Genomic DNA, 26127 nt, shown 5'->3' on the forward strand with positions numbered 1-26127 from the left:
AACAGATTTCTAATTTTAGGTTTTTTGAAGAAATGATCGGGATATCAAGAAAGGATGAGCGTGATTGCTGGCATGAAGAATTTATTTCTCAGAAAAAGACCTGCCAAGAGCCAGTCAGGCGATGAACATCAACAGGGGGAAACACCGTTGGAGGCATCGACGGAGTCGGGAGAAAATACATACATAGGTGAATCAGCGCACCCGACAAGTGAAGTATCTTTATCTGAAAGTGAAATCGCTTCGGATGAAGTGGCTGCAGCTACTATCACCACCGTTGATGAACCCCAGAGGAAGATCAAACCAAAGAAGGATATGCTGCCTCCATATGATGGACCTGTACTGGAGGTGCGTAACGTGCATCGCAGTTTCCAGACAGGCAGTCGCATTATCCATGTGCTCAAAGGCATTGATATGGAAGTGAATCCGCAACAACTGGTCATGCTGAAGGGGCGATCGGGCTCAGGCAAAACAACGCTGCTGAATATGCTCGGTGGACTGGATCAGCCTTCAAGTGGAGACATTCTGTTCTCTGGCCAGCCTCTTCAGGATTGGGGAGACCGGAGGCGGACCGCTTTGCGGCGCAAAGAGATCGGTTTTATTTTTCAGGCATATGCACTCATGCCCTTATTATCTGCTTGGGAAAATGTAGAACTGTCGCTGCGCATGGCGGACGTTCCGCGAGCGGAATGGAAGGACAGGGTTGGTCACTGTCTGGATCTGGTTGGACTATCCAAACGGGTGAAGCACCGTCCATTCGAGATGTCCGGGGGAGAACAACAGCGGGTGGCTATAGCCAAGGCCATTGCCCATAGACCCAGATTGTTGCTTGCGGATGAGCCTACAGCGGAACTGGATTCCAAGATGGGCGCTCAGGTTATGGCCGTATTCCGCAATATTATTGAAGTAGAACAAGTAACAATATGTATGACTACACACGATCCTACAATTTTGGAGGTTGCGGACCATGTTTATGAAATGGCGGACGGCAGATTTATCAAGTAAAGGGGCCGCTCCGAAGAGGGGGAAACGCGCAACACTTATTGTACTTGGTGCGATAATGGTTGCAACGATGTCCGGCTGCTCATTGCTGCCGTCAGAAACAGAGGAAGAAGTACTTCCGCCTATTACACCACCAACGATCTCCAAGAAACCGGAATATGAAGTCCGGACGGAAACGTTGGAAAAAAAAGTAAGTGGCAGTGGAAAAATGATGAGTCAGCGGGAAGAGAAGGTGTACTTCACGCTTGATGGCATGCATATCAAAGAGTTAAATGTTAAACCAGGGGATAAAGTGAAAAAGGGCCAACTTCTGGCCGTGCTCGATGTGGAAAGTGTAGAGAAAGAGATACGTGGCAAGAAACTGGCTATTCGCAAATCCGAAGTTCAAATGAAGGAAACACTCCGCAAGAAGGATGAGATGGACCCGGTAGAGTTCGAAGAATCAACGATTGCGTTTGAAGAACTGCGCCAGGAACTCGCTGATCTGGAGGAACAACTGGGCAAAGCCACGTTGACAGCTCCGTTTGGCGGTACCGTTATTGCTGTGCAGGTAGAGAAGGGTGCAGCCGTGAAAGCGTATGATCCGATTGCTACGATTGCGGATACATCCAATCTGGTTGTGGCAGCTACCTTTGCCAAGGAAGATCTGGAGAAGTTCTCCGCTGGTATGAAGGCAGAAGTAGATATTAATGGAGCTGGTAAAGTCTCTGGCAAAATTAAAGTTATGCCTATCGCGGAAGCATCGGGAAGTGGCAGTGGCGAAGGAACGGGGGAAGACGGGACGCCTCCAACCAAGGAAACACTGGATAAGTATGTTATCGTTACACTTGCAAAAATGCCAAAAGGCGTGGAACGTGGCACACCCTTATCCGTCTCGATTGTAACGCAGCGTACGGAGAACGCGATTGTGATTCCTGTATCCGCTCTACGCTCCATCGGTTCAAGAACGTATGTGCAAGTCGTGGAGAGTGATGGCAGCAAGCGTGAAGTGGACGTTGAAGTGGGCCAGCAGACGTCGACAGATGTCGAGATTCTGAAAGGTCTGACCGTCGGCCAGAAAGTAGTGGGACGCTAATGGGGCTGCCATTGCTTCGGCTGCTGTTCCGCAAAATGTGGAACACGCGCTGGATGACCTTCAACACATTAATCGGATTAATTGTGGCGGTTGCGTTCACCGTCAGTATTCCAATGTATGCCGATGGTGCGTTGAAACGGGTCGTCGCGCAGACGCTGCAGGATAACAGTGAAGGATTGCCAGCCGGTTCGTTGCTTATGAGTTATCAGGCACCCGGTGGCGTGAAGACAGACACTCGGGGTCTGGATGAAGTAGATCGTTATATTCGTGAGGATGTTCCTCGCGACATCGGGTTTCCTTTTCATACGTATGTGAATTCAAGATCTATTCGCAGCACAGAGGTGAGCCCGGAAGATCCAACCAAAGTGGATGCCAGCAGGGCGCGCAGTATGAGTCTGGGTACGATGAGTGGGCTGGATGCACAGGTGAATTACTCTGCCGGGGTGAAACCTGGAAACCAGGTCAAAGATGACACGATCGAGGCAGTCATGTTGGAAGAGGGCATGTACCGTAACGACCTGCATATCGGTGACATTCTGGAATATCCGGTGTATAGCGGTCTTGATATCACGTTACGTGTGAAGATTACGGGTTCCTTCAAGGCAGATGATCCGAACAGCCCTTACTGGGTACAAGGATTTGACGGCATGATGAATGGACTTTATGTGGATGAATCGGTTTTTAATGATGTTTTACTGAAGGAAAAAGGGATTCCACTTCAAAATTCACGTTGGTATTATGCCTTTGATCTGAAAGAAATTCAAACCAGCCAGTTATCAGGTCTGACTTCCATGCTGGAAAGGCTGGATATCGATCTGTACCAGCGGCTGAAAGATACAAAAGTGGATATCACCTTTGGTGATCTGCTTAAGCAGTTCCGCAGTCAGAGTCTGCAACTGCAGACGATGTTGTTTACCTTGGCAGCACCAATGATTGCGATGGTCTTTTATTTTATTGCCATGAATGCCAGACAGTCATTACAAAAGCAAGAGAGTGATATTGCGGTATTGCGCAGCCGTGGAGCTTCAGCTCGGCAGATCTTCTCTCTCTACCTGCTTGAAGGCATATTTCTGGGCGCTATTGCACTGGTTATTGGGCCGTTGCTCGGTTGGTTTATGGCCAAGAGTATCGGTTCAGCAAGTGGCTTTCTCTCGTTCGTAGATCGGAAGTCTATTCCGATCGGTGTATCAAAAGAAGCTATCCTCCTGGGCGTAGCAGCGGTCCTTGTTGCGATCATCGCATCACTTATCCCTGCGATAACCTATGCACGGGCAACCATTGTATCTGCCAAGCGGCGGCAAGCACGGACAGACCGTGCTCCAGTATGGCAACGCTGGTTCCTGGACGTTGTGTTGCTGGGTCTGGCTGGATATGGATACTACCTGTTCTATGAACGTCAGATGTTGACCTTCCAGACCGGAATGACAACCGATCAGCTGCAGGTACAGCCGTTTCTGTTCTTTGTACCCGCACTCGCGATCTTTGCGCTCGGACTATTCTTCCTGCGCTTGTTCCCGTGGATATTGAAGCTCATTCAGTTGATCGGTCGCAAGTTTCTCCCGGTCCCGTTGTATCTGACATTAACACAGCTATCGCGATCATCTTCTTCATATTATCCGCTGATGATCCTCCTTGTACTGACACTGGGACTTGGGGTGTACAACTCGGCTGCTGCTCGGACGATTGATCTGAATTCCACTGAGCGTACCTTGTACCGTTATGGTTCTGATGTGATTATGCAGACTGTGTGGGAAGGGACACCTGAGGTTAAACCCGGTGGTTCCGGACAGAATGGCGGTACGGGTGGGGGTCAACAAGGTGGTGGCAATGGAGGAGGAGGTTCTGCTGGTGGTGGTTCCGGCGGAGGCAATGGCGGTGGAGGTGCTCCAGGTGGTGGCGGCGGTTCTTCGCAGCCATCCAAAGTCATCTACTCCGAACCTCCATTTGAAGTGTTCCGCAGATTAGACGGGGTTGAACATGCAGCACGAGTGCTGCAGACCAAAGGCAATATTATCGTCTCTGGTAAATCGGGCGGACAGGGGATGCTGGTCGGAATTGATAATGTGGACTTTGCTCAAGTGGCATGGTTCCGCAACGATCTGTTCCCGGCACATCCCTACAAGTACCTTGACTTGCTTGGTAAATATGAAGGAGCTGTATTGATCTCTTCCAAATTTGCTGACAAATTTAAGTTGAAAACTGGAGACCTCGTCTCCATGGGTGTACAGGGACAGGCGATTGAATTCGTCGTGTTCGGGATCATTCCATACTGGCCAGCCCAGTATCCGGATCAGATGCCATTCTTCGTGGCGAATCTGGATTATATCTATGATCAAGTGCCTTTGATTCCTTATGAGGTGTGGCTGAAAATGAAACCGGATGCCAAAGTGGCTCCATTAATGGAGAAACTCGCAGCAGAAGGCATTGAGTTATCTTCTGTACGTGACGTCCGCTCCGAATTGGTATCTCAGGGTAAACATCCGTCAAGAGGTGGCGTATTCGGGATATTGAGCCTTGGATTCCTGGTATCGGTTATCATCTCGTTGATCGGATACGTGCTGTACTGGTTTTTCAACTTGTCCGGACGTGTTGTGCAGTTTGGTGTATTACGGGCCATGGGTTTATCCCGGGCACAACTGAGCGGTATGCTGCTGCTGGAGCAGGTGTTCACAGCGGGGCTATCGATCCTGCTAGGTATTGGAATTGGTCAGGTATCCAGTCGTTTATTCCTGCCATTCCTGCAAACGACGGATAATGTCTCTGCTCAGGTACCTCCGTTCCGGATTGTGTTTGAACAGCAGGATATGTTGCAACTGTATGGGGTCACCGTGGTGATGTTGGTCATTGGTGCAACGATGTTGCTCTGGCAGATTCGCAGATTGCGGGTTCACCAGGCAGTCAAAATGGGAGAGGAGAGGTAAACGTGATCCAATGCGAAGGACTTGTCAAAATTTTTAAATCCAGCGATGTGGAAGTCGTTGCCCTTCAGGGTCTCAACCTGACTGTCAATCAAGGTGAAATGATGGCCATCATCGGTAACAGCGGTAGCGGTAAATCCACGCTGCTGAATATTCTGGGCGGGCTTGATCGTCCTACGGCTGGTACGGCTGTTGTGGGAGACTGGGATTTGCTCAAGATGACAGATGCCCAATTGGTCGAATACAAACGTCATACGGTAGGTTTTATCTGGCAAAATAACGGTCGTAACTTGCTGCCTTATCTCACTGCACTGGAAAATGTGGAGACTCCCATGATTCTGGGAGGCAAGCGTGATCGTGCTTACGCGAAACAGTTGCTCGAATGGGTAGGCCTTAAGGATCGGATGCATAACAAATTGCATCAGTTGTCAGGAGGAGAGCAGCAACGGGTAGCGATTGCGATCTCATTATCCAATCGTCCCAAAATTCTGCTTGCAGATGAACCAACCGGTTCGGTCGATTCCGAGACATGTGATACAATCATGGGCATTTTCCGAAGAATGAACAAGGAACTCGGTGTTACGATTGTCATCGTTACCCATGACTTGACGCTAGCTGGCAAGGTAGACCGGATCGTTGCGATCCGGGACGGCTTGACCAGTACTGAGTTTGTGAAGCGCAACCCGAATCTGGATGATGAGCATAACTTGTCCGAGGCGGGTATGCCAGACATCCATGAAGCATTTGTCATTATAGACCGTGCAGGACGACTTCAGGTGCCAAAAGAGTATCTGGAGGCCTTATCCATTGATAACCGGGCTACATTGGAATTTGACGGTGAACGTATTGTCATTACACCGCCAAGATAATTAAGAGGGGGAACTGGGAAATGAAGAATAGTATGTGGGGAAAACGTGTGCTGGCTGTCATGGCTACTGCGACGCTAGCATTGCCGCTGATTGCTGGCTGTACGGCAAGTGAGGCGAAAGATACAGAGCAACGTGTATTACGTGTGGCTACAATGTGGGGAGGGCAAGATGACAGTTATTTCCGTCAACAGTTTACTGATGCTTTTGAGCTGACCCATCCCAATGTAACCATTGAGATTGTAGCTGCCGTTGATCAGAGCAGCATGTATGGATATGGCAACACCGAAGAACAGCAGGAAGTTCCGGATACGATGGAAAGTCTGAAGAAGATTATGACTGGCGATAACCCGGTTGACGTCATCGTGGCGGATACCGCTACAGTGAAATCATTAATTCAGGAGAATCTGGTGAAACAGCTGGACCCACTGATGCAGGAAGATAAGTTTGATACCAGTGATATCGTGCCTAGTGTACTGGAGGGAATTAAGGACCTTGGGGATCAGAGCATTTATGCATTGACACCAACATTCTCCTCATCGGCTTTGTTCTATAACAAGGGTATGTTTGAAAAAGCAGGCGTGGAACCGCCAACGGACAACATGACATGGGACGATATTTTCAATCTGGGTACCCGTCTAACGAAAGGTGAAGGTAAAGATCATGTATTTGGTTTCTCCTTCACGACATATCAGGGTGGTTCGCCGTACTACTCCATGCAGCAGTACTACAGCTCGTTGCAGCTGAAGACGTTTGATGACAAAGCAGAGAAGATGACAGTAGATTCTCCTCAATGGGAGAAAGTATGGAGCACCATCAGCAAACTTGCGATTGACAAAGTTATTCCTAAAGGCGACGAACCACAGGATCAGAATCCGAGTGGGCGTTATGATCCAGTACAGGGTGACCTGTTCCTGAGTGGCAAGTCAGCCATGGTTATTGGTGATTACAGCTATATTAATCAATTAATTGATGCCAATAAAAATGCGGATAAAATGAAAGACTTTACGAAAGTGGATTGGGATGTGGTAACACCTCCAGTTCACCCGGAAGCTCCTGAAATTGGAGGTAGCATCTACCTGAGCAACCTCATGGCGATTAATAGTGCGGCTCAGAATCCGGATGATGCGTGGGAACTGATCAAGTACATGAACAGTGAGGACTGGGCTAAGATCAAAGCACGTAGCAGCTATGAGATGGTATCACGGAAGAGCTTCATTAAGCCCAAAGACGGCCTGGATTATAACATTCAAGCATTCTATGCGCTGAAGCCGATTCCGCCAACAAATACCAATCTGGATAAGATGTACCAAAAATCCCCAGGTTTATGGCAAGTCAATGAAAAAGGTATGGAATATTTCAACCAAGTACTAGAGAACAAAAAGACACCAAAAGAAGCACTTGGTGAGTGGGCAGCCAAAGGAAACGAGATGCTGGAGAAATTGAAAAAGGATCCTAAAGCTACGTTTCAATGAGATTTGATGAAGTAGTCATATCATAAGTTAAGGATAGCCGCTGAAGATTTTAATCTTTGGCGGCTATTTTTATGAAAATGGGGTATTCTACAAAAAGCAGGAATAAATGACGACTCCGGAAAGGACGAGCGGTATGCACTGGGTATATTTCAGCAAGTTGTATGCAACCAAATTTCAGGCAGGATGTCTGGCCAAGCGGATGGAGCAGGATGGATGGATTTATGGTCATAATGAACCGGCGGAAGTGGAAGTTTATCGATCACGCAAAGGTCGTTACGGTGTACGATTTATTCCCTGACATTACCCCTTGACTTATAGGGTATCAATAGTGTATATTAATTAAGTCGCTGTTTTAATATTTCTTACTGACGCGGGGTGGAGCAGCCCGGTAGCTCGTCGGGCTCATAACCCGAAGGCCGCAGGTTCAAATCCTGCCCCCGCAATTTAGTTTCACTTGGATGATTTACAGCCATCATCTGCACGTTTTACATTATGTCTAGGGCCCTTAGCTCAGTTGGTTAGAGCGGTCGGCTCATAACCGATTGGTCACAGGTTCGAGTCCTGTAGGGCCCATACTCTTGAAACCCTTGCCTAGCAAGGGTTTTTTTCTGTCTACAATTAAGTGCTGGAGCAAAAAGGTAACTTGTTAATGGTATCTTTCTAATATGCCTTTTTTTGCGAATGTCAGTGTATGTCCATGCCATATCTCAAATCTCGCATATACTACCTTATCCCAACCCATAGGAGGTAGATTTCATGAGTCAATTTATTGATGCAAGAACTTCGCAGAATGCGAGTTTGGCTAACTCTATCGCCATTCCAATCCTTGTAATTAACACACCTCAATTATTTGGACAGATTGGTTTGGTGTCCACAGCTGGTATCGGAGCTAACCCACGTGTTCAATTCAAAGGAACAGTCTCTGTACAGCTTCCATTGGCGCTTGCTGGAATTACGATTACTATAGTTAGAGGGACTTTAGCAACAGACCCAGTTATTTATTCTGCCACTTCCACATTTAATCTGAGTGTTCTCGCACCTCAGGTTATTACATTCTCTGCTGATGACTTCAATCCACCAATTACGCCACAATTGACGTACACTGCATTTGTCAGCTCCAACTTGTTGGGCACAATCCGTGTAGGCCCTGAGAACTTTGACGGCGTATTATATTCCGACTAATATTAAGCATCCTCATCTATGTGAACTAGAAATAATCTATTGTATGAAGCACATTACAGACCTGCCCTCAAAAGCAGGTTTTTTTCCTGTTGAAGGGGAAAACTGAACTTCATCGAGTAGGTAGGGTTCTATGATATAATGCATTACAGAGATTGAATGGTATTGGACATAAAATAATACGTGAACATCTGAGAAACGTATGAAATTAGTGATAGAAAGCAGGTTTCCGTTTAATGACGTCAAATGAAAGTCAACGTTTTCGTTACAGTGAAGCTCCGGTCTGGGATTGGCAGAGAGCTTATTATGAACAGAAGGGGCTACAAGCTTGGACAGAGAACCAAGTCCCTCAATATATTACGAGTAATCCGATGATTGCCACGGCGTATGCAGAGATGATCTTTGGCTTTCTTCAAGACCTCTCGAACAAAGGAAAGATCAGCGAGACCGTAACCATTCTTGAACTTGGAGCGGGTGTAGGGCGTTTGGCACACCAAATTCTCCTGAAACTGCTTGAGTTGAAGGAGTTTTCTGGAATACAGTTACCGCCTTTCAGATATGTAATGACCGATCTCGTAGCAGAGAATGTGCTGGGTTGGCAGGAGCATCCATCCATGCAATCCTTTATTCAACAAGGTATAGTGGATTTTGCACGTTTTGACGCTGTAAAGGATACGGAATTGAATCTGGTTGTCGCAGGCACGGTTATTCGGCCTGGTGATCTGAAACAACCGTTGTTGTTGATTGCCAATTACTTTTTTGACAGCATCCCGCAGGAATTAATCTATATTGGGTCCGGCGAGATATATGAGTGTGATCTGCTCCTTCAGTCTCCGGATCGTCGTCTTAATCTGGATCCCGCTGAGATGTTGAAGAACATGACGCTGAGTTATGAGTATCGCCGGGCACCTGAATACAGTGCAGATAACTATCCTTATTCGGAACTGATTACGTTGTACAAAGAGGAACTGGAGGATTCACACATCCTTTTCCCCGCAATTGGCTTGTCCTGTCTTGAACGGTTGAACAAGCTGTCGCAGTCAGGTTATGTGTTGATTACCGCTGATAAAGGGGATCATCGTCTGGATAACTGGAAGTTCGCAGAGCCACCTGAATTTGTTCTTCACGGGAGTTTTTCGCTAACTGCTAACTACCATGCGATTCAATATGTTCTGGAACAACAGGGAGCACATACTCGATTCACAACACATCATTATAAAGATCTGAATGTTGGATGCATGTTGATGGTGGATGAACCGATTCGTTATGTGAACACGAGACTGGCCTATCATCGATTTGTGGAACGTTTTGGACCGGATGACTTTTTCAGCATGAAGCAATGGGTAGACCAGCGGATAGAGAGCATGGAGTTGAAGCATATTTTGCCGTTTTGGCGTTTGGGCGGGTATGATGCCGAGTTCTTGATTCACAGCGCGACGCACATCTCCAGTCTTCTTCCTGATGCAAGTGATGAGGAAATGCTCGATATTCAGTCAGGAATTCATACAATGTGGTCGTCCTATTATGTGATGGAGCAGGAAGGGGGGCTGGCATTTTTGGCAGGTCAGCTATTATATGAAATGTATATGTATGAGGATGCTAAACGGTTTCTGGAGATATCGTTGGTTGCAGATCCGAGTAATCATAATCCAGCTGTCTTATACGATTTGGCTGTGTGCTGTTATGAACTTGAACTGGAAGAAGAAACACTGTCATATACCCGTAAGGTACTAGCTCTGGAACCTGATCATGAAGAGGCAGCAGCGTTGCTCCAGAGTTTCGAGATGATCTGACCGGAACAATTTTAGTTTGTCTCCTGTATGTAAAATGTTGGTTATGGTTGTGTATAAAATTGAAACTTATTTGGGATGTAATCGTATTAATGGGATATTCAACCAATCATCTATTTCAACAGCAAAGGAGACAAAGACATGAAAAAAGCCTTATCCGTTGCATTATATCCACTTGCTTGGGTGTTGGGGGCACTGAGTATTTTATCTGGAAATGCAAACAGTGTCCTATTGGTGAAAGATATCGCTACAGATCGAAGCTATGATGGGCAGGCAATATATGATAGTATTGAACGTAGAAATGCCTAACTACATATCATTCAACTGTAAAGGTAATTGTGTCGTCGAGCAATAACATGAGAACCAATTACTCTTGAAGCGAAGTACGGTGAGCAGGAGTTCTGTCCGTACAACCTTTAAGCCGGTTTTGTACCTTATTCAGGTATGAACCGGCTTTTATTTATGAATGGGGGATATTAGATGAAGATTATCATCGGACAACCGAGGTTGGAACAGCACCTGCTGCAGCTTGAACCGAACTCAAGCAACAATCTGATGCGGATATATTGTTCTTTCCTGAAGGTTATCTGAACCAGAATGTTGAGGAAGCTTGCAGGTTGGCGGCTGAATATGGGACCATGATTGTATCAGGTCATCGCAGACTGGACGAACGTCCAAAGGACCGATCGATTATCATCAGTAAGGCTGGAGAGATTGTATTGGAGAAAGCTAAATATACACCTGCTGAGACGGTTGAGGAACAGGGTTGGGTAATAAGCACTTTGTTGTGTGATGAGCTGATCCTGCAAGGATTTGGAAATGAGAATATAGGGAATGTGGACATTGTGATGCATTCCATTGGTGTGGGCATGTTCAGTGAAGAGCAGTACAGTGAGTGGGTCGAAGAGGCTCGGCAGATCGCCTTGAAGCATCAATGTATTGTCATGGGGACTAGCCATGCGGATGGTTCGTATCGTGATAGCGAGATCTCCATTCCTATCGCCTATTGTATAATACCTGATGGAGAGGTTGTTCTGGCATCCCGAAGTGATACACGTACTCGTACAATCCTTCTGCACAGAGGAAATACAGACCCTTCACCTCAGGAGTCACAAGAAAAACAACTGAAAATTTCCATCGACCCATCTAGTTAAAGTTACCAGACATGAATCCCAGATGAATGGGCTGATGAACTTGCCGATTCGCCCGGTCACTTTCACGGAATACGCATATGTTATGGCATACCTTGAAATTCAAAGGAGGCCAGTCAAATGAGTCAAGTTGGATACGGTTGTGGCAATGTTGGTGGATTCGGCGGCGGATGGACTTCCACAAGTGCAATTCTCGTGCTGTTCATCCTGCTCGTGATCATCACAAAATCTTTCTGGCTGTAAGTCACGTATAGAAACGTGCAAACAGTGGCTCCGCTGAGACTTCAGCGGGGCTTTTCCTGTTTATAAGAAGCAACATATGCCATCCATGACATTTGACAACTGAAAACAATGTGCTTAAAATCACATAAGAGACTATTAACAGAGATTGAAGGGATAGCAATGCCGTTTATTCGCTTTAAAGGATTCACAGGTCCTCAGCTAGAGGAAGTTGTACCCCAAATTACAGAGCAGATGGCCCTAATTACTCATATTCCAAGGGAGAGAATGAAGGCAGAGCGTCATGATGTACAAGCGCTAACACCTTCTCCGGCTTCTATAGAGATTCTGATGTTTCAACGTGACCAGGAGATTCATAATCGGATTGCATCGTCGGTGCAAGCTATTTTGGAAGAAGCATACATGCCGGATGTGCATATTTTCTTCAATATACTGTCACCTAATTTGTATTATAAAAAAGGCAGGCCGCTGACCGATTATCGATTGGATTGAGATTGTGAGGGACGAGCAGAATGTTGCTCGTCTCTTTTGATTTACATATTTTTCGTATGTTTAACAATGGGCTGGTTTCTGTGAACCCTGTTCAACGATAATGAGCATAACGCAGACACAATAAACAAGACTCCACCGGTAAGGTATACCCATCGAACACCCAGTTGATCAGCGACTAGACCAAAGATGACTATGGATACACTCATTACCGCGGGTATCAGGACGCCATGGGTGGCGTATACCTTGGTTAGGGATTCGACAGGTACACTGTTCTGAAGCGCTGTCTGCTGAGCCACATCACGAATCTGATGAACTGGACCCATGAGTATGCATAACACCAGAGCGAGCCATGGCAGGTTGTTTAGACCATAAACTACGGTCAGCAGGCTGAAGAGAAGAGAACCCATGGTCATACTAGCGATTAGATGCTTCTGAATACGTTTGGCCAGTGCAAGAGCCAGAATACCTCCAAGCATGGTTCCAGCAGCGTAACTCGAGTTCATGAGTCCCCACCAACCTTCTCCTCGTCCCAGAGCTTCTTTTGCAAAGGCCAGCGTAACAGCTCCGATCCAGATGGAACCCGCAAGAGCCTGGGCAATGTCCATAAGCGTGATCAGTCGTAATGATGGATTGTTCCAAAGTATACTCCAGCCTTCCCTAAATACTTTCCGCGATACAGCAGATTTGTGGGGTTGTTCTACATTCCGTGTGAGCGATCCCATGGTAATCATGAAGATCAGAACGGCCCAGGATAGGCTTGTAGCTGCCCAGAAGGTCTGTGCCGCCCCCCAGTTCATCACGGCGAATCCCGTCATGGCATAACCGACAATGGTTACAGTCTGATTGGAGACGGATAGTAGGCTATTTGCTTTTATAAGATCTTCACCTTGAACCAATTGTGGCGTTAAAGCATTCAGTAACGGGGTTTCCCATCCGTCCAAAAAGGATAGTATGACCACTGCGAGCAATAAAAGCGGCAATTGTGAAATCAAGTGATTCAACGAAATGGCTATACAGGTCATGATTAATGTTTTGGCTATGGAAATGCGGATCAATAGTTTGGAGAATGGGAAATGGTTCACAAGTAATGGCAAAGTGAAACTTGCTGTTATACGTGTAATGATCTGAACTAGTGGAAACATTGCAGCATAGAGTACCGATCCAGTGTGACTGTAAATAAACGTAGTAATGACCATGATATATATGACATTAATAAGCGAGAGCAGCGTTTTGGCGGCCCAATACGGATAAAATGCGATGTTCATGCCAATGATGTCCTTTCCGAAACGATATATCTATATTACGGGCATTGTCATCATTGCACCACAAACAAAGTTATCATTTTCCCGTCATTTCAGCTCAAAAAAAGAAACTGCCCAACAGGGCAGTCATCTTCTAATGGTTATAGTTCATGCCATGGTGAGTGTGAAGGCGATAAGTAACATCAGCAGGCTGGTCGTTCTCACCATCGTCATATAAGGCCTGCTGGGTTCTGCCTCACCGCGGAAAATCCAGCCATAGCGCAGATACCAGCCGAATTTTGGGAAACAGAAATTGATGATACAGAGTACCATGAATATAAAAAAGAGGGTTCTCATACCCATCTTCCTTTCTCCCTTACATAACGGATCTCATCTTAACGTTTGCGTCTGGTAAAAAAGACTACAATCAAAATGATAATGATGATAATTAACAGAAATTTCATGTATGTTCCTCCTAATGAGTAGTTAGGTTATTGTGTAAGCTTAGTTATCAACTATTACCCAAGAACCACATGACTTGAATAACTGTGTTACAATTAAAATATATTGATTTAATATCAACACATTCCGACTGGTTAGTTTTCTCTCCTTATAATGTACGATTGCAGAATATATAAACATTAATGTGTGTGAGATGAAGGAGGAAGGCATGAGCCAACATAATCACCCCTCATTACAATGGGAATTTATCATCTCGAAAGTGAAATCCTCCGTTACCGTGGTCGATGCTACCTTGTCTGAGCTTCCGCTCATGTATGTAAACGAACACTTTACTCGGCTGACAGGATACACGTATGAAGAGTCTGTAGGACAGAATTGCCGATTTTTGCAAGGACAGGACACAGACCCCGAAACGGTAATGCAGATTCGTGATGCATTAAAGAAACAACAGTCCATTAAGATTGATATCTTAAATTATACAAAAAGTGGTCAGAAGTTCTGGAACGAACTGAATATTGATCCGATCTTTAATGAATCCGGAGAGTGTTTATATTTTGTAGGCATTCAATACGATATTTCAGAACGGAAGTATGCTGAACAGCAGTTGAAGTTTGCAACTTCCATGGCTGAGATGAATAGCAGAGGGCAATTGGAATTCATCGGCAAGCTGAATCACGAGCTTCGTACCCCGCTTAACGGCATTATGGGCATGATCGAACTTGCCAGTATGGGTGAAACTACGGATGAGCAGAAAGAATATCTGGAGCTTGCACGTCAATCAGGTGAGGCGCTGCTTAACATCATTAACAATAGCCTGGATATGGCGAAACTGGGCAGAGGCAAAATGGATGTTGAAAACATTGAGTTTCAACCATTGAAGCTAATTCCACAGATTGTGAAGACACATGAACCTGCGGCACAGAATAAACAAATACGTCTGCTCTGTCATGCTGATCTGAATGTTCCTGATGTGCTTATCGGTGATCCGCTAAGACTTCGGCAGGTACTGGATAATTTGCTGAGTAATGCGATCAAGTTCACAGAACAAGGTGAAGTGCAGTTACAGGTGGATGTGAGGCAACAAATGATGGATACCGTTGTATTGGTATTCTCTGTGCGTGATACGGGAATTGGCATTCCTCAGCATCAGATCGAACAATTGTTTGATGCATTCACCCAGACTGACATCTCCCATGCGCGCCGATTTGGCGGAAGCGGTCTTGGTCTGACCATCTGCAAAGAACTGTTGGAACTGATGAATGGTCAGATTTCGGTGGAGAGTACAGAAGGGAAAGGTACACAGTTTGAGGTGACACTGCCCTTGCTGCGCCAACAGGCCATTCCCAATGTAGGATAATCAAACAAGCAGGACAGCCGGGCGGTCTCGGCTGTTTTTTTATTTTATTGGATTGTTTTACGAACGGGCGTTCTGTTATAATGCAAGTGTTGAATGGGGGAGGCACAGCATGAGTAAGAGACGCACAAGAAGAAAGCGTAAAAGTAAGCAAGGTTTCAAAAGGCAGGTTCTGACACTGGTAGCGATGCTGCTGGTAGCCCTCTACGCCTTGGCTGGGGGAGAATGGCCGGAGGAGATACCTAATCCATTCGCTGGGACGAATAAGAGTGTTGACCATACCATTACGTTCCCTTCAGAGCGTTATCCCGAAACGGCCAACCATATTAAAGCTGCCATCAAGGCAGGGCATTCGGATGTATGCACCATTGATCGTAATGGAGCCGAAGGCAATCGGGAGCTATCACTCAAGGGTGTTCCGGTCAAAAAAGGTAAGGATCGTGACGAGTGGCCTATGGCGATGTGCGCTGAGGGAGGCACAGGTGCAGATATCCAATACATTACCCCGAAGGATAATCGTGGTGCAGGTTCATGGGTAGGGAATCAGTTAAGTACATATCCAGATGGAACACGAGTGAAGTTTGTAGTGAAGTAACAACGGGATATGGGAGAGCAGAAACAATGATAGTAGGGCCTTTGTTGTGAGGTCAGTGGCGGTATGTTACAGGATAAGTAGAAGAGAAAAACCAGACGTGCATGCGTCTGGTTTTTTGATATGATGTGCTGGCATAAATAGATCTAGTTAACGTATTTTTTTATAAGGGAAGTGAGTTTCTAGGATTACAGATCCGACTATACGAGTTGCATTCCGCTTAAATGATGAGACCGGATGCTTAACAGACGTGTAACATGTTCAACCTCATCAAACGGTATCCACAGACTTCCGTGGACGGTACGTAAGGAGAGAATGGATGTATCAGCGGTGCGCTCGGGAAAACCGGTTACCGTCTGACCGCTTGTATTACGAACCATGATCTGTTGCTTGCGCCGGATGGCAATTTCTACCTCTTTTTTCATAAGTCATTGCTCCTGATTATGAGATGTTAAATCCATATGTCAATGTTTTCAATGGTTAATTTGTCTTCTTTATCTAGTCTATCAGAACTAGGTATAGATTTCCAGAAGAGAAATCAACATTCTTCTAGGTGATTTGTCTTAGCTGAGGATGATCCGTTTTTGAATGGGGATTACGGGGTTATATTAGGGTAAAAGGAGGGGAACGGAATGACACAATTGATTATTGGGCTTGCCCGTACCGAAAACGAGGCTATATTGATGTTGAATCAGGTGAAAGAGGAAGGCATCAAGGATAAATATTTAGGAGCGGTGGCAAAGGAGCAGCTTAATCTGGAGCTGGTGAGCGAAAAGACGGGGTTGCCCAAACCTCTGAAGGGTGCCGGAACAGATGGTGCCTTTGGCGCTCTGAAAGGCATATTGGCTGGTCTGGGGAAGCGAATGGATCAGACGATGTCGATCGGAAATGCAGTGCGCAGGCTCGCTGGTAATGAGATTGGGAGTGAGACTGATGATTTGGTGCTTACACTGACTGAAGCGGGGATCTCGGAGGAGGATGCGCGGTATTACGAAGATTGGTTGTTAAAGGACCATATCTTGGTTATCGTGGAGTGCAGTGAGGAAGAAGCGGCTCGTGTTCGACCTATTTTACTTTTTTAGTTTAATTTAAGGCTGATTTTAGGTTTCTTTAATGTTGGGGAGGTATTCTTATCTCACACCTCCCTTAATATAGATTGGTTTACCGGAAGTCCGGGACCGCAACTCGGACTTTCTAGGCACTGTGAGCTGACGCTTGCAGTGCCTGTTTCATTTTTTATAAGTTGAACTAAAGATTATTTACACTGACACTACGATGGCAGAATAACCTTCTAATCGCTGTTATCCCCAGATTTTTTCGATTCCCTTTTGAAAGGGAAAATCCGGTGATAGCGTATGCTTCCGATGTAGCTTTCTTTCAGAAAGCTTTTAGGCGAACGCTTCGCTTTTTCAGTTTTTCTGTCCTCTCCGTTATCGTGTAAATCATTAGTTAAACTTATATAGTTGGATTATTTTTAATAAAAGTGTTGCAAAGTTAATTAGTTCATGGTAAGATATTTCTTGTCGCCAAGAAATAATATCCATGCCGGGGTGGCGGAATTGGCAGACGCACAGGACTTAAAATCCTGCGGTAGGTGACTACCGTACCGGTTCGATCCCGGTCCTCGGCATCTTAAAAAGAAAAGATCGCATGACGCTTGTTAACCAAGCGTCATGCGATCTTTTTTTATGTTCTTTAATATCAATGTCACTTCATTGCAGACCACTTTACCATGCAGTTCATAAACATAAACCCTGCATAATACATATCAGAAGGTACATTTATCTGACTTTTATGAAGAGACGGAACAATGGTGTATACTATCCGTAGGCATATATTACCTTTACCTTGCTGAACGATATAAGTTCAACTACACATTTACACGATAACGGAGAGGACAGAAATAACCTGAAGAAGCGAAGCGGGCGCCTTTATCCCGGGATTTTCCCTTTCAAAAGGGAATCAAAAAAATCTGGGGATAACAGCGATCGGAAGGTTGTTCTGTCATCGGAGTGCTAGTGTAAATAACCATATTTGAACTTATGTAGGGTCACAAAACCAATAAAACAATCTTATGGACGGAGGACTCAAGTTTATGTTGAAACAGCTTAAGCCATACAAGGTGTTACAGGAGCGCAGAATCGAAGAACTGAAATCGGATGCGTATCTGTTGGAGCACCAGAAATCCGGAGCCAAAATTGTACTTTTGTCCAATCAGGACGACAACAAAGTATTCAGTATCGGTTTCCGTACACCTCCGGAAGATGATACAGGGGTAGCCCATATCCTCGAACACTCCGTGCTCTGTGGGTCCAAGAAATTTCCGGCCAAGGATTCTTTTGTTGAGTTGCTGAAAGGTTCATTGAATACATTCCTTAACGCCATGACGTATCCCGATAAGACGATCTACCCGATCGCGAGTCGTAATGATCACGACTTCCATAACCTGATGGATATTTATCTGGATGCGGTTTTAAATACGAATATTTATGAGAATGAAAAGATATTTTTACAAGAAGGCTGGAACTATAATCTGGCCTCAGCAGATGATGAGTTAACCTACAACGGAGTTGTATATAACGAGATGAAGGGTGCCTTTTCTTCACCGGAACGAATGGTGCGCAGAGAAGTGTTGAATTCCCTTTTCCCGGATACCACATACTCCTCCGAGTCTGGCGGATTCCCGGAAGCTATTCTGGATCTAACGTATCAGGGCTTGCTGGATTTCCACACGAGATACTATCATCCTTCCAACAGTTACATCTATCTCTACGGGGATATGGATATGGAAGAGAAGCTGCAATGGCTAGATGAGAACTATCTGAGTGCATATGATCGAATCGAGATTGATTCGGCCATTCAACTTCAACCTGCCTTTGCAGAACGGGTAGACACAGTTAAGACTTACTCTGCGGGAAGTACGGAATCGGAAGTAGATAACAGCTTTTTGACCTATAACGCGGTGATCGGCACAAGTCTGGACAAGGAACTGAACATTTCGTTCCAAATTCTGTTATACGCCCTGCTGAACGCTCCGGGAGCGGTACTGAAACAGGCTTTGCTGGATAAAGGAATTGCGAAGGACGTCTATGGTTCGTATGATGACAGCCTGTATCAGCCTGTGTTCACTGTGGGACTGAAGAAGAGTAATCTAGCGAGCAAAGAGGATTTCCTGGGAACGGTCAAAGAAGTGCTTGAGCGTGTGGTAAAAGAAGGCTTTGATCCAAAAGCGCTGCTTGCTGGAATTAACTCGTATGAATTCAATCACAGGGAAGCGGACTATGGCAGAATGCCGAAAGGCCTGATCTACGGATTCTCCTCCCTGCAAAGCTGGTTGTACGATCAAGAGGCACCTTTCACTCATTTGGAGGCTAATGACGTATTTGCTGAGCTGCGGACAAAAATGAACGAAGGTTACTTTGAGCAGCTGATTGAGAAGTATTTATTGCAAAACACACATACTTCTTTTGTGGCGCTTACCCCGGATAAGGGGCTGAACTCACGCAAGGAGGAAGCATTGAAAGAACGTCTGAAAACCATTCAGGCCGGGCTTAGCGAGGAAGAAGTTCAGACGCTGATTCAGAAAACGGAAGCACTCGCCGAATATCAGAATACACCTTCAACCAAAGAGCAGCAGCAGGTCATTCCGACGTTATCGATCGAAGATATTGAACCGAAGGCTTCTACGTTGCATCAAACGGTGAATCAGGTCGACGGCACAACTATTCTGCATCATAACCTCTATACCAACGGGATTGGTTATCTGAGACTGCTGTTCGATATCAAAGAAGTACCACGTCATCTGCTGCCGTATGCAGGATTGCTGAAAAACGTACTGGGTTACGTGGATACTCAAAACTACTCGTTCAATGAATTGTCCAATGAAATCCACATTCATTCTGGTGGTATTCATAGCGGGATTGGATCTTATGCCAATGCGCATAAGCACAATGAATTCAAGGCTACCTATGAGTTCAACGCAAAAGTGTTATATGACAAGCTTGAATTTGCCTTTGATATGATCAAAGAAATTGTGTTCACATCCCGATTCGATAATTCGAAGCGATTGTATGAGATCATCTCCCAGATGAAAGGTAATCTGCAACGTAATCTGATCAATAGCGGACACTCTGCGGGAATTGGCCGGTCTTCGTCCAAACATTCAGCGGTTGCCGATTTCAGGGAAGCTGTAAGTGGGATCGCCTTCTACCAGTGGTTGGAGGATCTTCAGGCGAATTTTGAGGCCAAAAAAGAAGAGTTATCTTCCAGCCTGCAAGAGTTGACGGGGTATATTTTCAGACCGGAGAACTTGCTTGTCAGTTACACTGCCGATGAGCAGGGATATGAAGGACTGGAACAACAGGTTTCCAATCTGAAAGCGAAGCTGTTCACACATGAGGTTGCCAAGGAAGAGTTTACATTCCTACCTGCTACTCATAAGGAAGGATTCCGTTCACCTTCAGAGGTGCAGTACGTGGTGCAAACGGGTAATTATATCGACAAAGGGTATCAATACACCGGTTCACTACGGGTCTTGCAGGGAATCCTGTCTCTGGATTACTTGTGGACCAATATCCGCGCCAAAGGCGGAGCATATGGTTGCATGTCAGGTTTCAGACGGAACGGAGACAGCTACGTTGCATCGTATCGTGATCCTAATCTCGATAAAACGTACAAAGTATATGAAGAGATACCGCAATATTTGACCGATTTCCGGGCAGACGAGCGGGAGATGACACGTTATATCATTGGTGCGATCCAGGATCTGGATACGCCGAGAACACCTTATGGCGAAGGAGCATTCTCTCTGGAGTGTTATCTGTCGAATGTGACTGAAGCGGATCTGCAACAGGAACGTGACGAAGTGCTAAGCACAAAGGAAAGCGACATTATCGGTTTTGCTGAGCTTTTATCGGCCATACTTGAACAGCAACAGCGCTGCGTGATCGGTAATGAGAACAAGATTGAGGAACAGAAGCAGATGTTTGACGAAACGCTGGATTTAATCAAAAACTAAGCGTTAGTCTCGCTTATTCCCGGATCGAATAGGCATCAAAGCGAAAGGCACTTTTATGAGCTGGTTTCAACAGCTTATAGAAGTGCCTTTTCTAATGGGGAGGAATGTGGACCAACTGTCGCCGACCCATAATGAGAATGGGTGACACGCTGCGTTGTTCAAGTGACAGCGAGCATGTTGTATATTTTCAGTGTCCGCAGATCTTCCTTTGAGATTTTCAATTCATTATACAACTCCTGATTCTCGGGCAGCGGGGTTCTGGAGAATAACATTTTGAGCGCGATCGGCATGAAAGGTCTGAAGGAGACACCAGCCATCAGTCCCCACTTTTTCTCCGATTCCTGGAAAGAAGCCAGAATATTAATATATAGATTCTCCAGCGGTGTGGCCTGATTTTTCAAAATCAGCGTGGTGAGTGTATCATAATGCTCGGTGTGGCCCCAGTACATATTCTCGCATTCCTGGTAGTTCTCAAAATCCTTCACATTCATATACATCACGGTGCGATAACGGTTGGCATCCGATTGAGCCATCATGTCAATGACACACCGAATGAGACTGTTGTTACGCCCGTCATAGAAGTAGGAATAGAAACGTGTAGAATTCTTGAAAAAGCTGGACGGGACCGCATTCATCAGGGGAGATGCATGCCTTGGTTCTTGGTACAAGAGTTGCTCCACCTGAATGTTGAGCGCGTTAGCAATATGATGTAACGTGACCAGATCAAGTGTAATATCTCCGCTCTCATATTTGGACAGCGTACCTTTGCTTTTGAAGATCTGATCCGCCAGCTGTTGAATGGTCAGTCCCCGCCACTTCCGAAAGTTTCGTATTTTCTTGCCAACTTCCTGATTGATATTGTTCATAACTGGTTCTCCTTATGCAGTGTTTCTTGAGAGTACGTGAAAATGGTGAAAGTCATTCATAAAAATGATGTTATATGAGAAATATATCACTTTCTCACCGAAAAACCTATTCTGGAGAAACAATAAACTTTATTTGTTTCTTCAGAATAGATTGTATCGCATTTGATGCAATTTCTACGTCATGGAATAATAGATCTCATACGACATGAACCGACAATGAAAAGTTCAACAGACAGAGGAGCAGAAGCTACTATGAAATATAACTTTGATGAGATTATAGATCGCACAGGTACAAATGCCATGAATACGGATGGTTTCCGTCAATATATTTTTAACGCGACAGAGGACATGACTTTTCCATTCAAAGATGAAGAATTTATTCGCATGTGGATTGCAGATATGGAATTTGCCACACCTCCCGAGATTCTGGATGCAGTTAAGGAACGTCTGGACCGTAGAATCATGGGTTACTCTCAGGTATTTGATCCGGCATACTATGAAGCTGTTTCGAATTGGATGAAGAGATACTATGATTGGTCCTTCCCAAAGGAGCATTTGGAGACCTCAAACGGGATTATTCCCGCTTTATATGAATTGGTGGAATATATCTGTCAATCGGATGAGAAAGTACTGATCGTGACCCCATCCTATGGTTTCTTCAAGTCAGCTGCGGAGCATAACAATCTTGAACTGGTGTGTTCGGATATGATCAACGAGAAGGGACGTTACTCCATTGATTTTGAGGATTTTGAAGCCAAGGCGAAGGATGAGAAGGTAAGGGTATGTATTTTCTGTAACCCGCATAATCCATCTGGACGTGTCTGGACAACGGAAGAGTTACAACGTGTGGGTGAGATCTGCCTGCGGAACAATGTATGGGTCATTTCAGATGAAATTCACTGTGATCTGCTGCGGACTGGAAAAAGACATACGCCACTTGCGAAGCTGTTTCCCGATACGGATCGAATCGTTACATGTATGTCTCCGAGCAAAACATTCAACATGGCTGGTCTGATGTTCTCCAATGTCATCATTCCGAATAAGGAACTTCGAGACATCTGGCAGGCACGCCATTATGGTTTCAAAAACCCACTGAGCATCGCTGCCACGCAAGCGGCTTACGAAACGGGTGATGAATGGCTGAAACAATTAAAAGGTTATCTAGACGCCAATTTCGCCTGCGTAGAACAGTATGTGAAGGAGCATCTGCCACTGGCCGTTTTTCACATCCCTGAAGCCACATATCTGGCCTGGATTGATATCTCGGCATATGCTCCACAAAATGTAAGTTTACCTTTATTCTTTGCTGAGCAAGCGGGTGTGCTGCTGGAAGATGGTCATATGTTTGTAGCCAATGGTGAGGGTTGTATTCGGTTGAATCTGGCTTGTCCGCGTTCTGTTCTTCAGGAAGGATTACGGAGAATCAGTAGTGTGCTTGTGAAAGAAGTCGAAGAAGTGCCCGTTCAAGTGTAAAGTCATCAAGTCATCACGCAACAGCGAGGTGACTTTTTTGTATGAGTATACTGAATGTAGCAAGAATACGATTTTTTTGAGGTGAACTTACACCTGATGCGCAATTCTGGTCTGCTGTCCCCGGTTATGTTAAAATGGTGGATAGTCTATGAGTTGCATGGCATGCGGCTCTCAGAAGGAAGAGCCCAGTAGTTGGGCTGCACGAAACTGCACTCATCAGGGGAAAGGAGCCTATACATATGTTTGGAAACGATTGGGACAAGGTGCTTCAGGAAGAGACGGAAGCTGAATATTTTAACAAGATTCGTTACACTCTCGCCGCCGAGTACAAAACGCAGACGGTCTTTCCGCCCAAAGAAGACCTGTTCTCCGCACTGAAGCTGACGCCATATCATCAGGTTAAGGCCGTTATTATTGGTCAGGACCCTTATCACGGAGCGGGACAGGCTCATGGATTAAGCTTTTCGGTTAGACCCGGGGTACGCGTACCGCCTTCTCTGAAAAATATATATAAGGAACTTCATGCCGATCTGGACCTGCCAATTCCGAATCATGGATCCCTGGTTCATTGGGCACAGCAGGGAGTCCTGCTATTAAATGCTGTTCTGACGGTTCGTGAAGGTCAGCCTAACTCGCATCAGGCACTAGGGTGGCAGACATTTACGGATGCTGTCATTCGCGCATTGAATGAACGTTCAGAGCCAATGGTATTTATGCTATGGGGCAGTCATGCCCAGAAGAAAGGTGCTTTTATTAACAGGGACAAGCACCTGGTACTGGAGTCTACACATCCTAGTCCGCTGGCTGCGCATCGTGGATTCCTCGGCAGTCGTCCCTTTTCCAAAGCCAATGATTTCTTGACCTCCAAAGGTATTGAACCGATCGATTGGAAGATACCTGAAAACTAGACAGATGGAGGTGAGAACATTGCGACATTGGATAGGACGAAAAGTAGCGGTATATCGTGCAACAGGCATACGGGAGCCATTGAAGGGAACGCTGGTCGAGTGGGATGAAGAAGCGGAATGTGTACGGATCGGACCGAAACGGATCAAGGTATCGTTTGACAATATCGCAATGATCAGACCTCTTCCCGAAGAGAGTCTTCCCTTAAAGAAAGCACGTTCTGAAGTGCACAAGGTTGGATATGTGATGAAAAAGGCGATTCAGTTCGAAAATGCAATCTATTTCAAGTCACAGGTTATGATCTGGCGCCGGGCCAAAATTGTAGCGTTATCCACGACGATTCTGCGTCATGACGAGGATCAGGTTGAACTTGCAGATGGTCGGGTTCTTCGTAAAGACAAGCATATGTTTGTCGTACGTTCACGCCGCGGGATACGTTAGTTATACGAAGATTTAATATTCATTTCATGCAAAGATCATATGGATTTAATGTTTGGTCTATATATTAGGTAGTAACAACCCCTTCTAAATTGATGTGTATTAAAACGGGAGCCCGGCCGGCTGCAAACGGTCGGGTATTTTTTTGTCCATGGGTTCTGTTAACCTGTTGTACATACCCATTACATTCATGTTGTATACTATTAAAATAGATCATGAGAAGGAGTGAAACCCAATGAAACGTATAGCTGTTTTTGCAGGCTCCAATCCGGGAAATCACCCCGATTATACAGAGAAGGCTGTCCAGCTGGGCAAACAGATTGCCGATAGTGGGTATGCACTGGTTTATGGTGGTTCTTGCATGGGCTTGATGGGTGCAGTAGCCGATGCTGCTCTTGAGCAAGGGGGAGAAGTAATCGGGGTTATGCCTACGGGATTATTCCGGGGTGAGGTTGTTCATGGAGGGCTTACACAACTGATTGAAGTGGGAACCATGCATGAACGCAAGGCTACGATGGCTGAATTATCCGATGGGTTCATTGCGCTTCCTGGAGGTATGGGTACATTTGAAGAACTATTCGAGGTACTGTGCTGGGCACAGATCGGTATTCATCGTAAGCCTGTCGGCTTATTGAATGTCAACGGATACTATGGACCGCTGATGAAGATGGTAGAACATAGTGTACAAGAGGGATTCTCCAATACTTCGCATCTCAGTCTGTGGAGTCTGGAATCTGATCCGGCTGAACTGATCAAACAAATGTCATCCTACATTCCTGCAGAGCTGACTCAGAAGTGGTCACAACTCAACGGGAAATGAGTGCATAAGAAGACGGGCCTGGACCCACTCGTTCCTCGGGAGAATTTTCGATCTGCCCAAGCAAGTTGCGCTATCGGACATAGTCTATAGTGTACTTCGATGAAGAGGGGAGTGTCACTGATGAGCGAACTCAAAGGTACAGGTTACGGATATTGCGGAGGCTTCGGTGGTGGAGCATGGACATCAACAGGTGCAATTCTGGTATTGTTCATTCTGTTGGTTATTATCTCTCGCACATTCATTCTGTAATTCGGTCAAATCCCGGGACGGGGATCACGCTGCAGAGGCAGCGCCCGAATAAAAAATGACCTTTCCAAAGAGACGCCGGTATATTCCGGCGTTTCAGGGGAACGGTTTTTTGACGTTTCCAGCATACGTTAAGTAATTGAAAAAGCAAAAACCTGCCCCTGAATAAGGTCAGAAGCAGGAGAAAGCCTCCTGAGCCATTAGCTGCACAACAAGCAGCTTACACCACAACAGCAGTTTGATCCGGATTACTTAACGATTTCCAGGCGATATATAGCCCGATGGCGGCTGCAATTAAGGAGAGTATTGCTGCAACAATAGCCAGCTGATCCAGTGTGTTGGGTGAACTGGAGTTAAGAGAACGCTGATTAGCCGTCTTGCCGGATTTGTTTTTGATATGGACAGATGATCTGGAAAGCCTGGAAGCCGACTGTAACTGGGATGTGTGAGGACGCGTAGGTATCGGTTTTTTCTTTGAGGGATTCAATAGTCAACCTCCTTATAACGGAGTTCAGTGCTTCCATCGT

The 26127-nt window shown here is 45.6% G+C and carries 26 protein-coding genes and 3 tRNA genes; 24 read left to right on the forward strand and 5 right to left on the reverse strand.

Annotation, left to right across the window (positions count from 1 at the left end; genetic code table 11):
• The first annotated feature begins 54 nt into the window (after positions 1-54).
• The 14 genes from FE296_RS11295 (at position 55) to FE296_RS11355 (ending at position 12185) form a co-directional block, all read left to right on the forward strand.
• The gene (locus tag FE296_RS11295; RefSeq protein ID WP_124116037.1) at positions 55-1002 is read left to right on the forward strand and encodes an ABC transporter ATP-binding protein; all 948 of its coding nucleotides are present in this window, start codon (positions 55-57) and stop codon (positions 1000-1002) included.
• The gene (locus FE296_RS11300) at positions 965-2074 is read left to right on the forward strand and encodes an efflux RND transporter periplasmic adaptor subunit (protein WP_124116038.1); all 1110 of its coding nucleotides are present in this window, start codon (positions 965-967) and stop codon (positions 2072-2074) included. Before FE296_RS11295 ends, FE296_RS11300 begins: the two co-directional genes overlap by 38 nt.
• Entirely contained in the window at positions 2074-4995 is a 2922-nt protein-coding gene (locus FE296_RS11305) for an ABC transporter permease (RefSeq protein ID WP_150364983.1), read from the forward strand. Before FE296_RS11300 ends, FE296_RS11305 begins: the two co-directional genes overlap by 1 nt.
• A 2-nt stretch (positions 4996-4997) precedes the next feature.
• Positions 4998-5861, forward strand: a complete 864-nt coding sequence (locus FE296_RS11310; RefSeq protein WP_036614799.1) for an ABC transporter ATP-binding protein — start codon at positions 4998-5000, stop codon at positions 5859-5861.
• A 20-nt stretch (positions 5862-5881) separates the two neighbouring features.
• Positions 5882-7333 carry an ABC transporter substrate-binding protein gene (locus FE296_RS11315; RefSeq protein WP_124116040.1) on the forward strand — a complete coding sequence of 484 codons (1452 nt, stop codon included), beginning with the start codon at positions 5882-5884 and terminating at the stop codon, positions 7331-7333.
• Positions 7334-7439: 106 nt separating this feature from the next.
• Entirely contained in the window at positions 7440-7631 is a 192-nt protein-coding gene (locus FE296_RS11320; RefSeq protein WP_047843730.1) for a hypothetical protein, read from the forward strand.
• Between the two features lie 71 nt (positions 7632-7702).
• Positions 7703-7776 (forward strand) — tRNA-Met (locus FE296_RS11325).
• Positions 7777-7832: 56 nt separating this feature from the next.
• A tRNA-Ile gene (locus tag FE296_RS11330) sits at positions 7833-7906 on the forward strand.
• A 183-nt stretch (positions 7907-8089) separates the two neighbouring features.
• On the forward strand, positions 8090-8515 hold the full coding sequence (locus tag FE296_RS11335; protein WP_124116041.1) for a hypothetical protein: 426 nt from the start codon (positions 8090-8092) through the stop codon (positions 8513-8515).
• A 233-nt stretch (positions 8516-8748) separates the two neighbouring features.
• Positions 8749-10305, forward strand: a complete 1557-nt coding sequence (locus tag FE296_RS11340; protein ID WP_150364984.1) for a tetratricopeptide repeat protein — start codon at positions 8749-8751, stop codon at positions 10303-10305.
• A 138-nt stretch (positions 10306-10443) separates the two neighbouring features.
• Positions 10444-10611, forward strand: a complete 168-nt coding sequence (locus tag FE296_RS32700; protein WP_190945137.1) for a hypothetical protein — start codon at positions 10444-10446, stop codon at positions 10609-10611.
• 308 nt (positions 10612-10919) lie between these two features.
• Positions 10920-11456: a hypothetical protein gene (locus tag FE296_RS11345; RefSeq protein ID WP_223868843.1), complete on the forward strand. Its 537-nt coding sequence runs from the start codon at positions 10920-10922 to the stop codon at positions 11454-11456.
• A 117-nt stretch (positions 11457-11573) separates the two neighbouring features.
• A complete protein-coding gene (locus FE296_RS11350) occupies positions 11574-11696 on the forward strand; it encodes a sporulation protein YjcZ (protein WP_083679583.1) in 123 nt (40 codons plus the stop codon).
• 159 nt (positions 11697-11855) lie between these two features.
• Positions 11856-12185: a DUF1904 family protein gene (locus tag FE296_RS11355; protein WP_091028528.1), complete on the forward strand. Its 330-nt coding sequence runs from the start codon at positions 11856-11858 to the stop codon at positions 12183-12185.
• Between the two features lie 41 nt (positions 12186-12226).
• Here the strand turns inward: FE296_RS11355 and FE296_RS11360 are convergent, their stop codons facing one another.
• Both FE296_RS11360 and FE296_RS11365 read right to left on the reverse strand, forming a co-directional pair.
• Positions 12227-13450, reverse strand: coding sequence for an MFS transporter (locus FE296_RS11360; RefSeq protein WP_150364985.1), 1224 nt, complete (start codon positions 13448-13450; stop codon positions 12227-12229).
• A 144-nt stretch (positions 13451-13594) separates the two neighbouring features.
• Positions 13595-13789, reverse strand: a complete 195-nt coding sequence (locus tag FE296_RS11365; RefSeq protein WP_223868844.1) for a DUF6199 family natural product biosynthesis protein — start codon at positions 13787-13789, stop codon at positions 13595-13597.
• A 307-nt stretch (positions 13790-14096) separates the two neighbouring features.
• Here FE296_RS11365 and FE296_RS11370 point away from each other — a divergent pair, with 307 nt between their 5' ends.
• Entirely contained in the window at positions 14097-15245 is a 1149-nt protein-coding gene (locus FE296_RS11370; protein WP_167483682.1) for a sensor histidine kinase, read from the forward strand.
• Between the two features lie 109 nt (positions 15246-15354).
• Positions 15355-15837 carry a NucA/NucB deoxyribonuclease domain-containing protein gene (locus tag FE296_RS11375; RefSeq protein ID WP_124116047.1) on the forward strand — a complete coding sequence of 161 codons (483 nt, stop codon included), beginning with the start codon at positions 15355-15357 and terminating at the stop codon, positions 15835-15837.
• 197 nt (positions 15838-16034) lie between these two features.
• Here FE296_RS11375 and FE296_RS11380 read toward each other — a convergent pair whose 3' ends face one another.
• The gene (locus tag FE296_RS11380; RefSeq protein ID WP_017687353.1) at positions 16035-16259 is read right to left on the reverse strand and encodes a hypothetical protein; all 225 of its coding nucleotides are present in this window, start codon (positions 16257-16259) and stop codon (positions 16035-16037) included.
• Between the two features lie 207 nt (positions 16260-16466).
• Between FE296_RS11380 and FE296_RS11385 the strand changes: the two genes are divergently transcribed.
• The 3 genes from FE296_RS11385 (at position 16467) to FE296_RS11395 (ending at position 20851) form a co-directional block, all read left to right on the forward strand.
• Positions 16467-16916 (forward strand): general stress protein, encoded by a 450-nt coding sequence (locus tag FE296_RS11385; RefSeq protein WP_124116048.1) that lies wholly within the window; start codon positions 16467-16469, stop codon positions 16914-16916.
• 462 nt (positions 16917-17378) lie between these two features.
• Positions 17379-17464: transfer RNA gene (locus FE296_RS11390), tRNA-Leu, on the forward strand.
• Positions 17465-17929: 465 nt separating this feature from the next.
• On the forward strand, positions 17930-20851 hold the full coding sequence (locus FE296_RS11395) for an insulinase family protein (protein WP_150364986.1): 2922 nt from the start codon (positions 17930-17932) through the stop codon (positions 20849-20851).
• 158 nt (positions 20852-21009) lie between these two features.
• Here FE296_RS11395 and FE296_RS11400 read toward each other — a convergent pair whose 3' ends face one another.
• Positions 21010-21717 carry a helix-turn-helix domain-containing protein gene (locus FE296_RS11400; protein WP_017687366.1) on the reverse strand — a complete coding sequence of 236 codons (708 nt, stop codon included), beginning with the start codon at positions 21715-21717 and terminating at the stop codon, positions 21010-21012.
• Positions 21718-21969: 252 nt separating this feature from the next.
• Between FE296_RS11400 and FE296_RS11405 the strand changes: the two genes are divergently transcribed.
• The 5 genes from FE296_RS11405 (at position 21970) to FE296_RS33740 (ending at position 25603) form a co-directional block, all read left to right on the forward strand.
• The gene (locus tag FE296_RS11405; RefSeq protein ID WP_124116050.1) at positions 21970-23190 is read left to right on the forward strand and encodes a MalY/PatB family protein; all 1221 of its coding nucleotides are present in this window, start codon (positions 21970-21972) and stop codon (positions 23188-23190) included.
• Between the two features lie 239 nt (positions 23191-23429).
• Positions 23430-24098, forward strand: a complete 669-nt coding sequence (ung, locus tag FE296_RS11410) for a uracil-DNA glycosylase (protein ID WP_076211477.1) — start codon at positions 23430-23432, stop codon at positions 24096-24098.
• Between the two features lie 19 nt (positions 24099-24117).
• Positions 24118-24537 (forward strand): hypothetical protein, encoded by a 420-nt coding sequence (locus FE296_RS11415; RefSeq protein WP_017687369.1) that lies wholly within the window; start codon positions 24118-24120, stop codon positions 24535-24537.
• 232 nt (positions 24538-24769) lie between these two features.
• Positions 24770-25354, forward strand: coding sequence for an LOG family protein (locus FE296_RS11420; RefSeq protein WP_091014155.1), 585 nt, complete (start codon positions 24770-24772; stop codon positions 25352-25354).
• A gap of 120 nt (positions 25355-25474) precedes the next feature.
• Positions 25475-25603: a hypothetical protein gene (locus FE296_RS33740; RefSeq protein ID WP_255319930.1), complete on the forward strand. Its 129-nt coding sequence runs from the start codon at positions 25475-25477 to the stop codon at positions 25601-25603.
• A gap of 217 nt (positions 25604-25820) precedes the next feature.
• Here the strand turns inward: FE296_RS33740 and FE296_RS11425 are convergent, their stop codons facing one another.
• On the reverse strand, positions 25821-26087 hold the full coding sequence (locus FE296_RS11425; RefSeq protein WP_150364987.1) for a hypothetical protein: 267 nt from the start codon (positions 26085-26087) through the stop codon (positions 25821-25823).
• Between the last annotated feature and the right edge of the window lie 40 nt (positions 26088-26127).

The sequence above is a fragment of the Paenibacillus sp. UASWS1643 genome (assembly GCF_008693195.1).
In the GTDB taxonomy this organism is placed as follows: domain Bacteria; phylum Bacillota; class Bacilli; order Paenibacillales; family Paenibacillaceae; genus Paenibacillus; species Paenibacillus amylolyticus_B.

What these genes read in the sequence shown, in the direction of transcription:
- FE296_RS11295 (WP_124116037.1), top strand. Translation starts at nt 55, where the DNA reads ATGAGCGTGATTGCTGGCATGAAGAATTTATTTCTCAGAAAAAGACCT.
- FE296_RS11300 (WP_124116038.1), top strand. Translation starts at nt 965, where the DNA reads ATGTTTATGAAATGGCGGACGGCAGATTTATCAAGTAAAGGGGCCGCT.
- FE296_RS11305 (WP_150364983.1), top strand. Translation starts at nt 2,074, where the DNA reads ATGGGGCTGCCATTGCTTCGGCTGCTGTTCCGCAAAATGTGGAACACG.
- FE296_RS11315 (WP_124116040.1), top strand. Translation starts at nt 5,882, where the DNA reads ATGAAGAATAGTATGTGGGGAAAACGTGTGCTGGCTGTCATGGCTACT.
- FE296_RS11320 (WP_047843730.1), top strand. Translation starts at nt 7,440, where the DNA reads ATGACGACTCCGGAAAGGACGAGCGGTATGCACTGGGTATATTTCAGC.
- FE296_RS11335 (WP_124116041.1), top strand. Translation starts at nt 8,090, where the DNA reads ATGAGTCAATTTATTGATGCAAGAACTTCGCAGAATGCGAGTTTGGCT.
- FE296_RS11340 (WP_150364984.1), top strand. Translation starts at nt 8,749, where the DNA reads ATGACGTCAAATGAAAGTCAACGTTTTCGTTACAGTGAAGCTCCGGTC.
- FE296_RS32700 (WP_190945137.1), top strand. Translation starts at nt 10,444, where the DNA reads ATGAAAAAAGCCTTATCCGTTGCATTATATCCACTTGCTTGGGTGTTG.
- FE296_RS11350 (WP_083679583.1), top strand. Translation starts at nt 11,574, where the DNA reads ATGAGTCAAGTTGGATACGGTTGTGGCAATGTTGGTGGATTCGGCGGC.
- FE296_RS11355 (WP_091028528.1), top strand. Translation starts at nt 11,856, where the DNA reads ATGCCGTTTATTCGCTTTAAAGGATTCACAGGTCCTCAGCTAGAGGAA.
- FE296_RS11360 (WP_150364985.1), bottom strand. Translation starts at nt 13,450, where the DNA reads ATGAACATCGCATTTTATCCGTATTGGGCCGCCAAAACGCTGCTCTCG.
- FE296_RS11365 (WP_223868844.1), bottom strand. Translation starts at nt 13,789, where the DNA reads ATGGGTATGAGAACCCTCTTTTTTATATTCATGGTACTCTGTATCATC.
- FE296_RS11370 (WP_167483682.1), top strand. Translation starts at nt 14,097, where the DNA reads ATGAGCCAACATAATCACCCCTCATTACAATGGGAATTTATCATCTCG.
- FE296_RS11375 (WP_124116047.1), top strand. Translation starts at nt 15,355, where the DNA reads ATGAGTAAGAGACGCACAAGAAGAAAGCGTAAAAGTAAGCAAGGTTTC.
- FE296_RS11380 (WP_017687353.1), bottom strand. Translation starts at nt 16,259, where the DNA reads ATGAAAAAAGAGGTAGAAATTGCCATCCGGCGCAAGCAACAGATCATG.
- FE296_RS11385 (WP_124116048.1), top strand. Translation starts at nt 16,467, where the DNA reads ATGACACAATTGATTATTGGGCTTGCCCGTACCGAAAACGAGGCTATA.
- FE296_RS11395 (WP_150364986.1), top strand. Translation starts at nt 17,930, where the DNA reads ATGTTGAAACAGCTTAAGCCATACAAGGTGTTACAGGAGCGCAGAATC.
- FE296_RS11400 (WP_017687366.1), bottom strand. Translation starts at nt 21,717, where the DNA reads ATGAACAATATCAATCAGGAAGTTGGCAAGAAAATACGAAACTTTCGG.
- FE296_RS11405 (WP_124116050.1), top strand. Translation starts at nt 21,970, where the DNA reads ATGAAATATAACTTTGATGAGATTATAGATCGCACAGGTACAAATGCC.
- ung (WP_076211477.1), top strand. Translation starts at nt 23,430, where the DNA reads ATGTTTGGAAACGATTGGGACAAGGTGCTTCAGGAAGAGACGGAAGCT.
- FE296_RS11420 (WP_091014155.1), top strand. Translation starts at nt 24,770, where the DNA reads ATGAAACGTATAGCTGTTTTTGCAGGCTCCAATCCGGGAAATCACCCC.
- FE296_RS33740 (WP_255319930.1), top strand. Translation starts at nt 25,475, where the DNA reads ATGAGCGAACTCAAAGGTACAGGTTACGGATATTGCGGAGGCTTCGGT.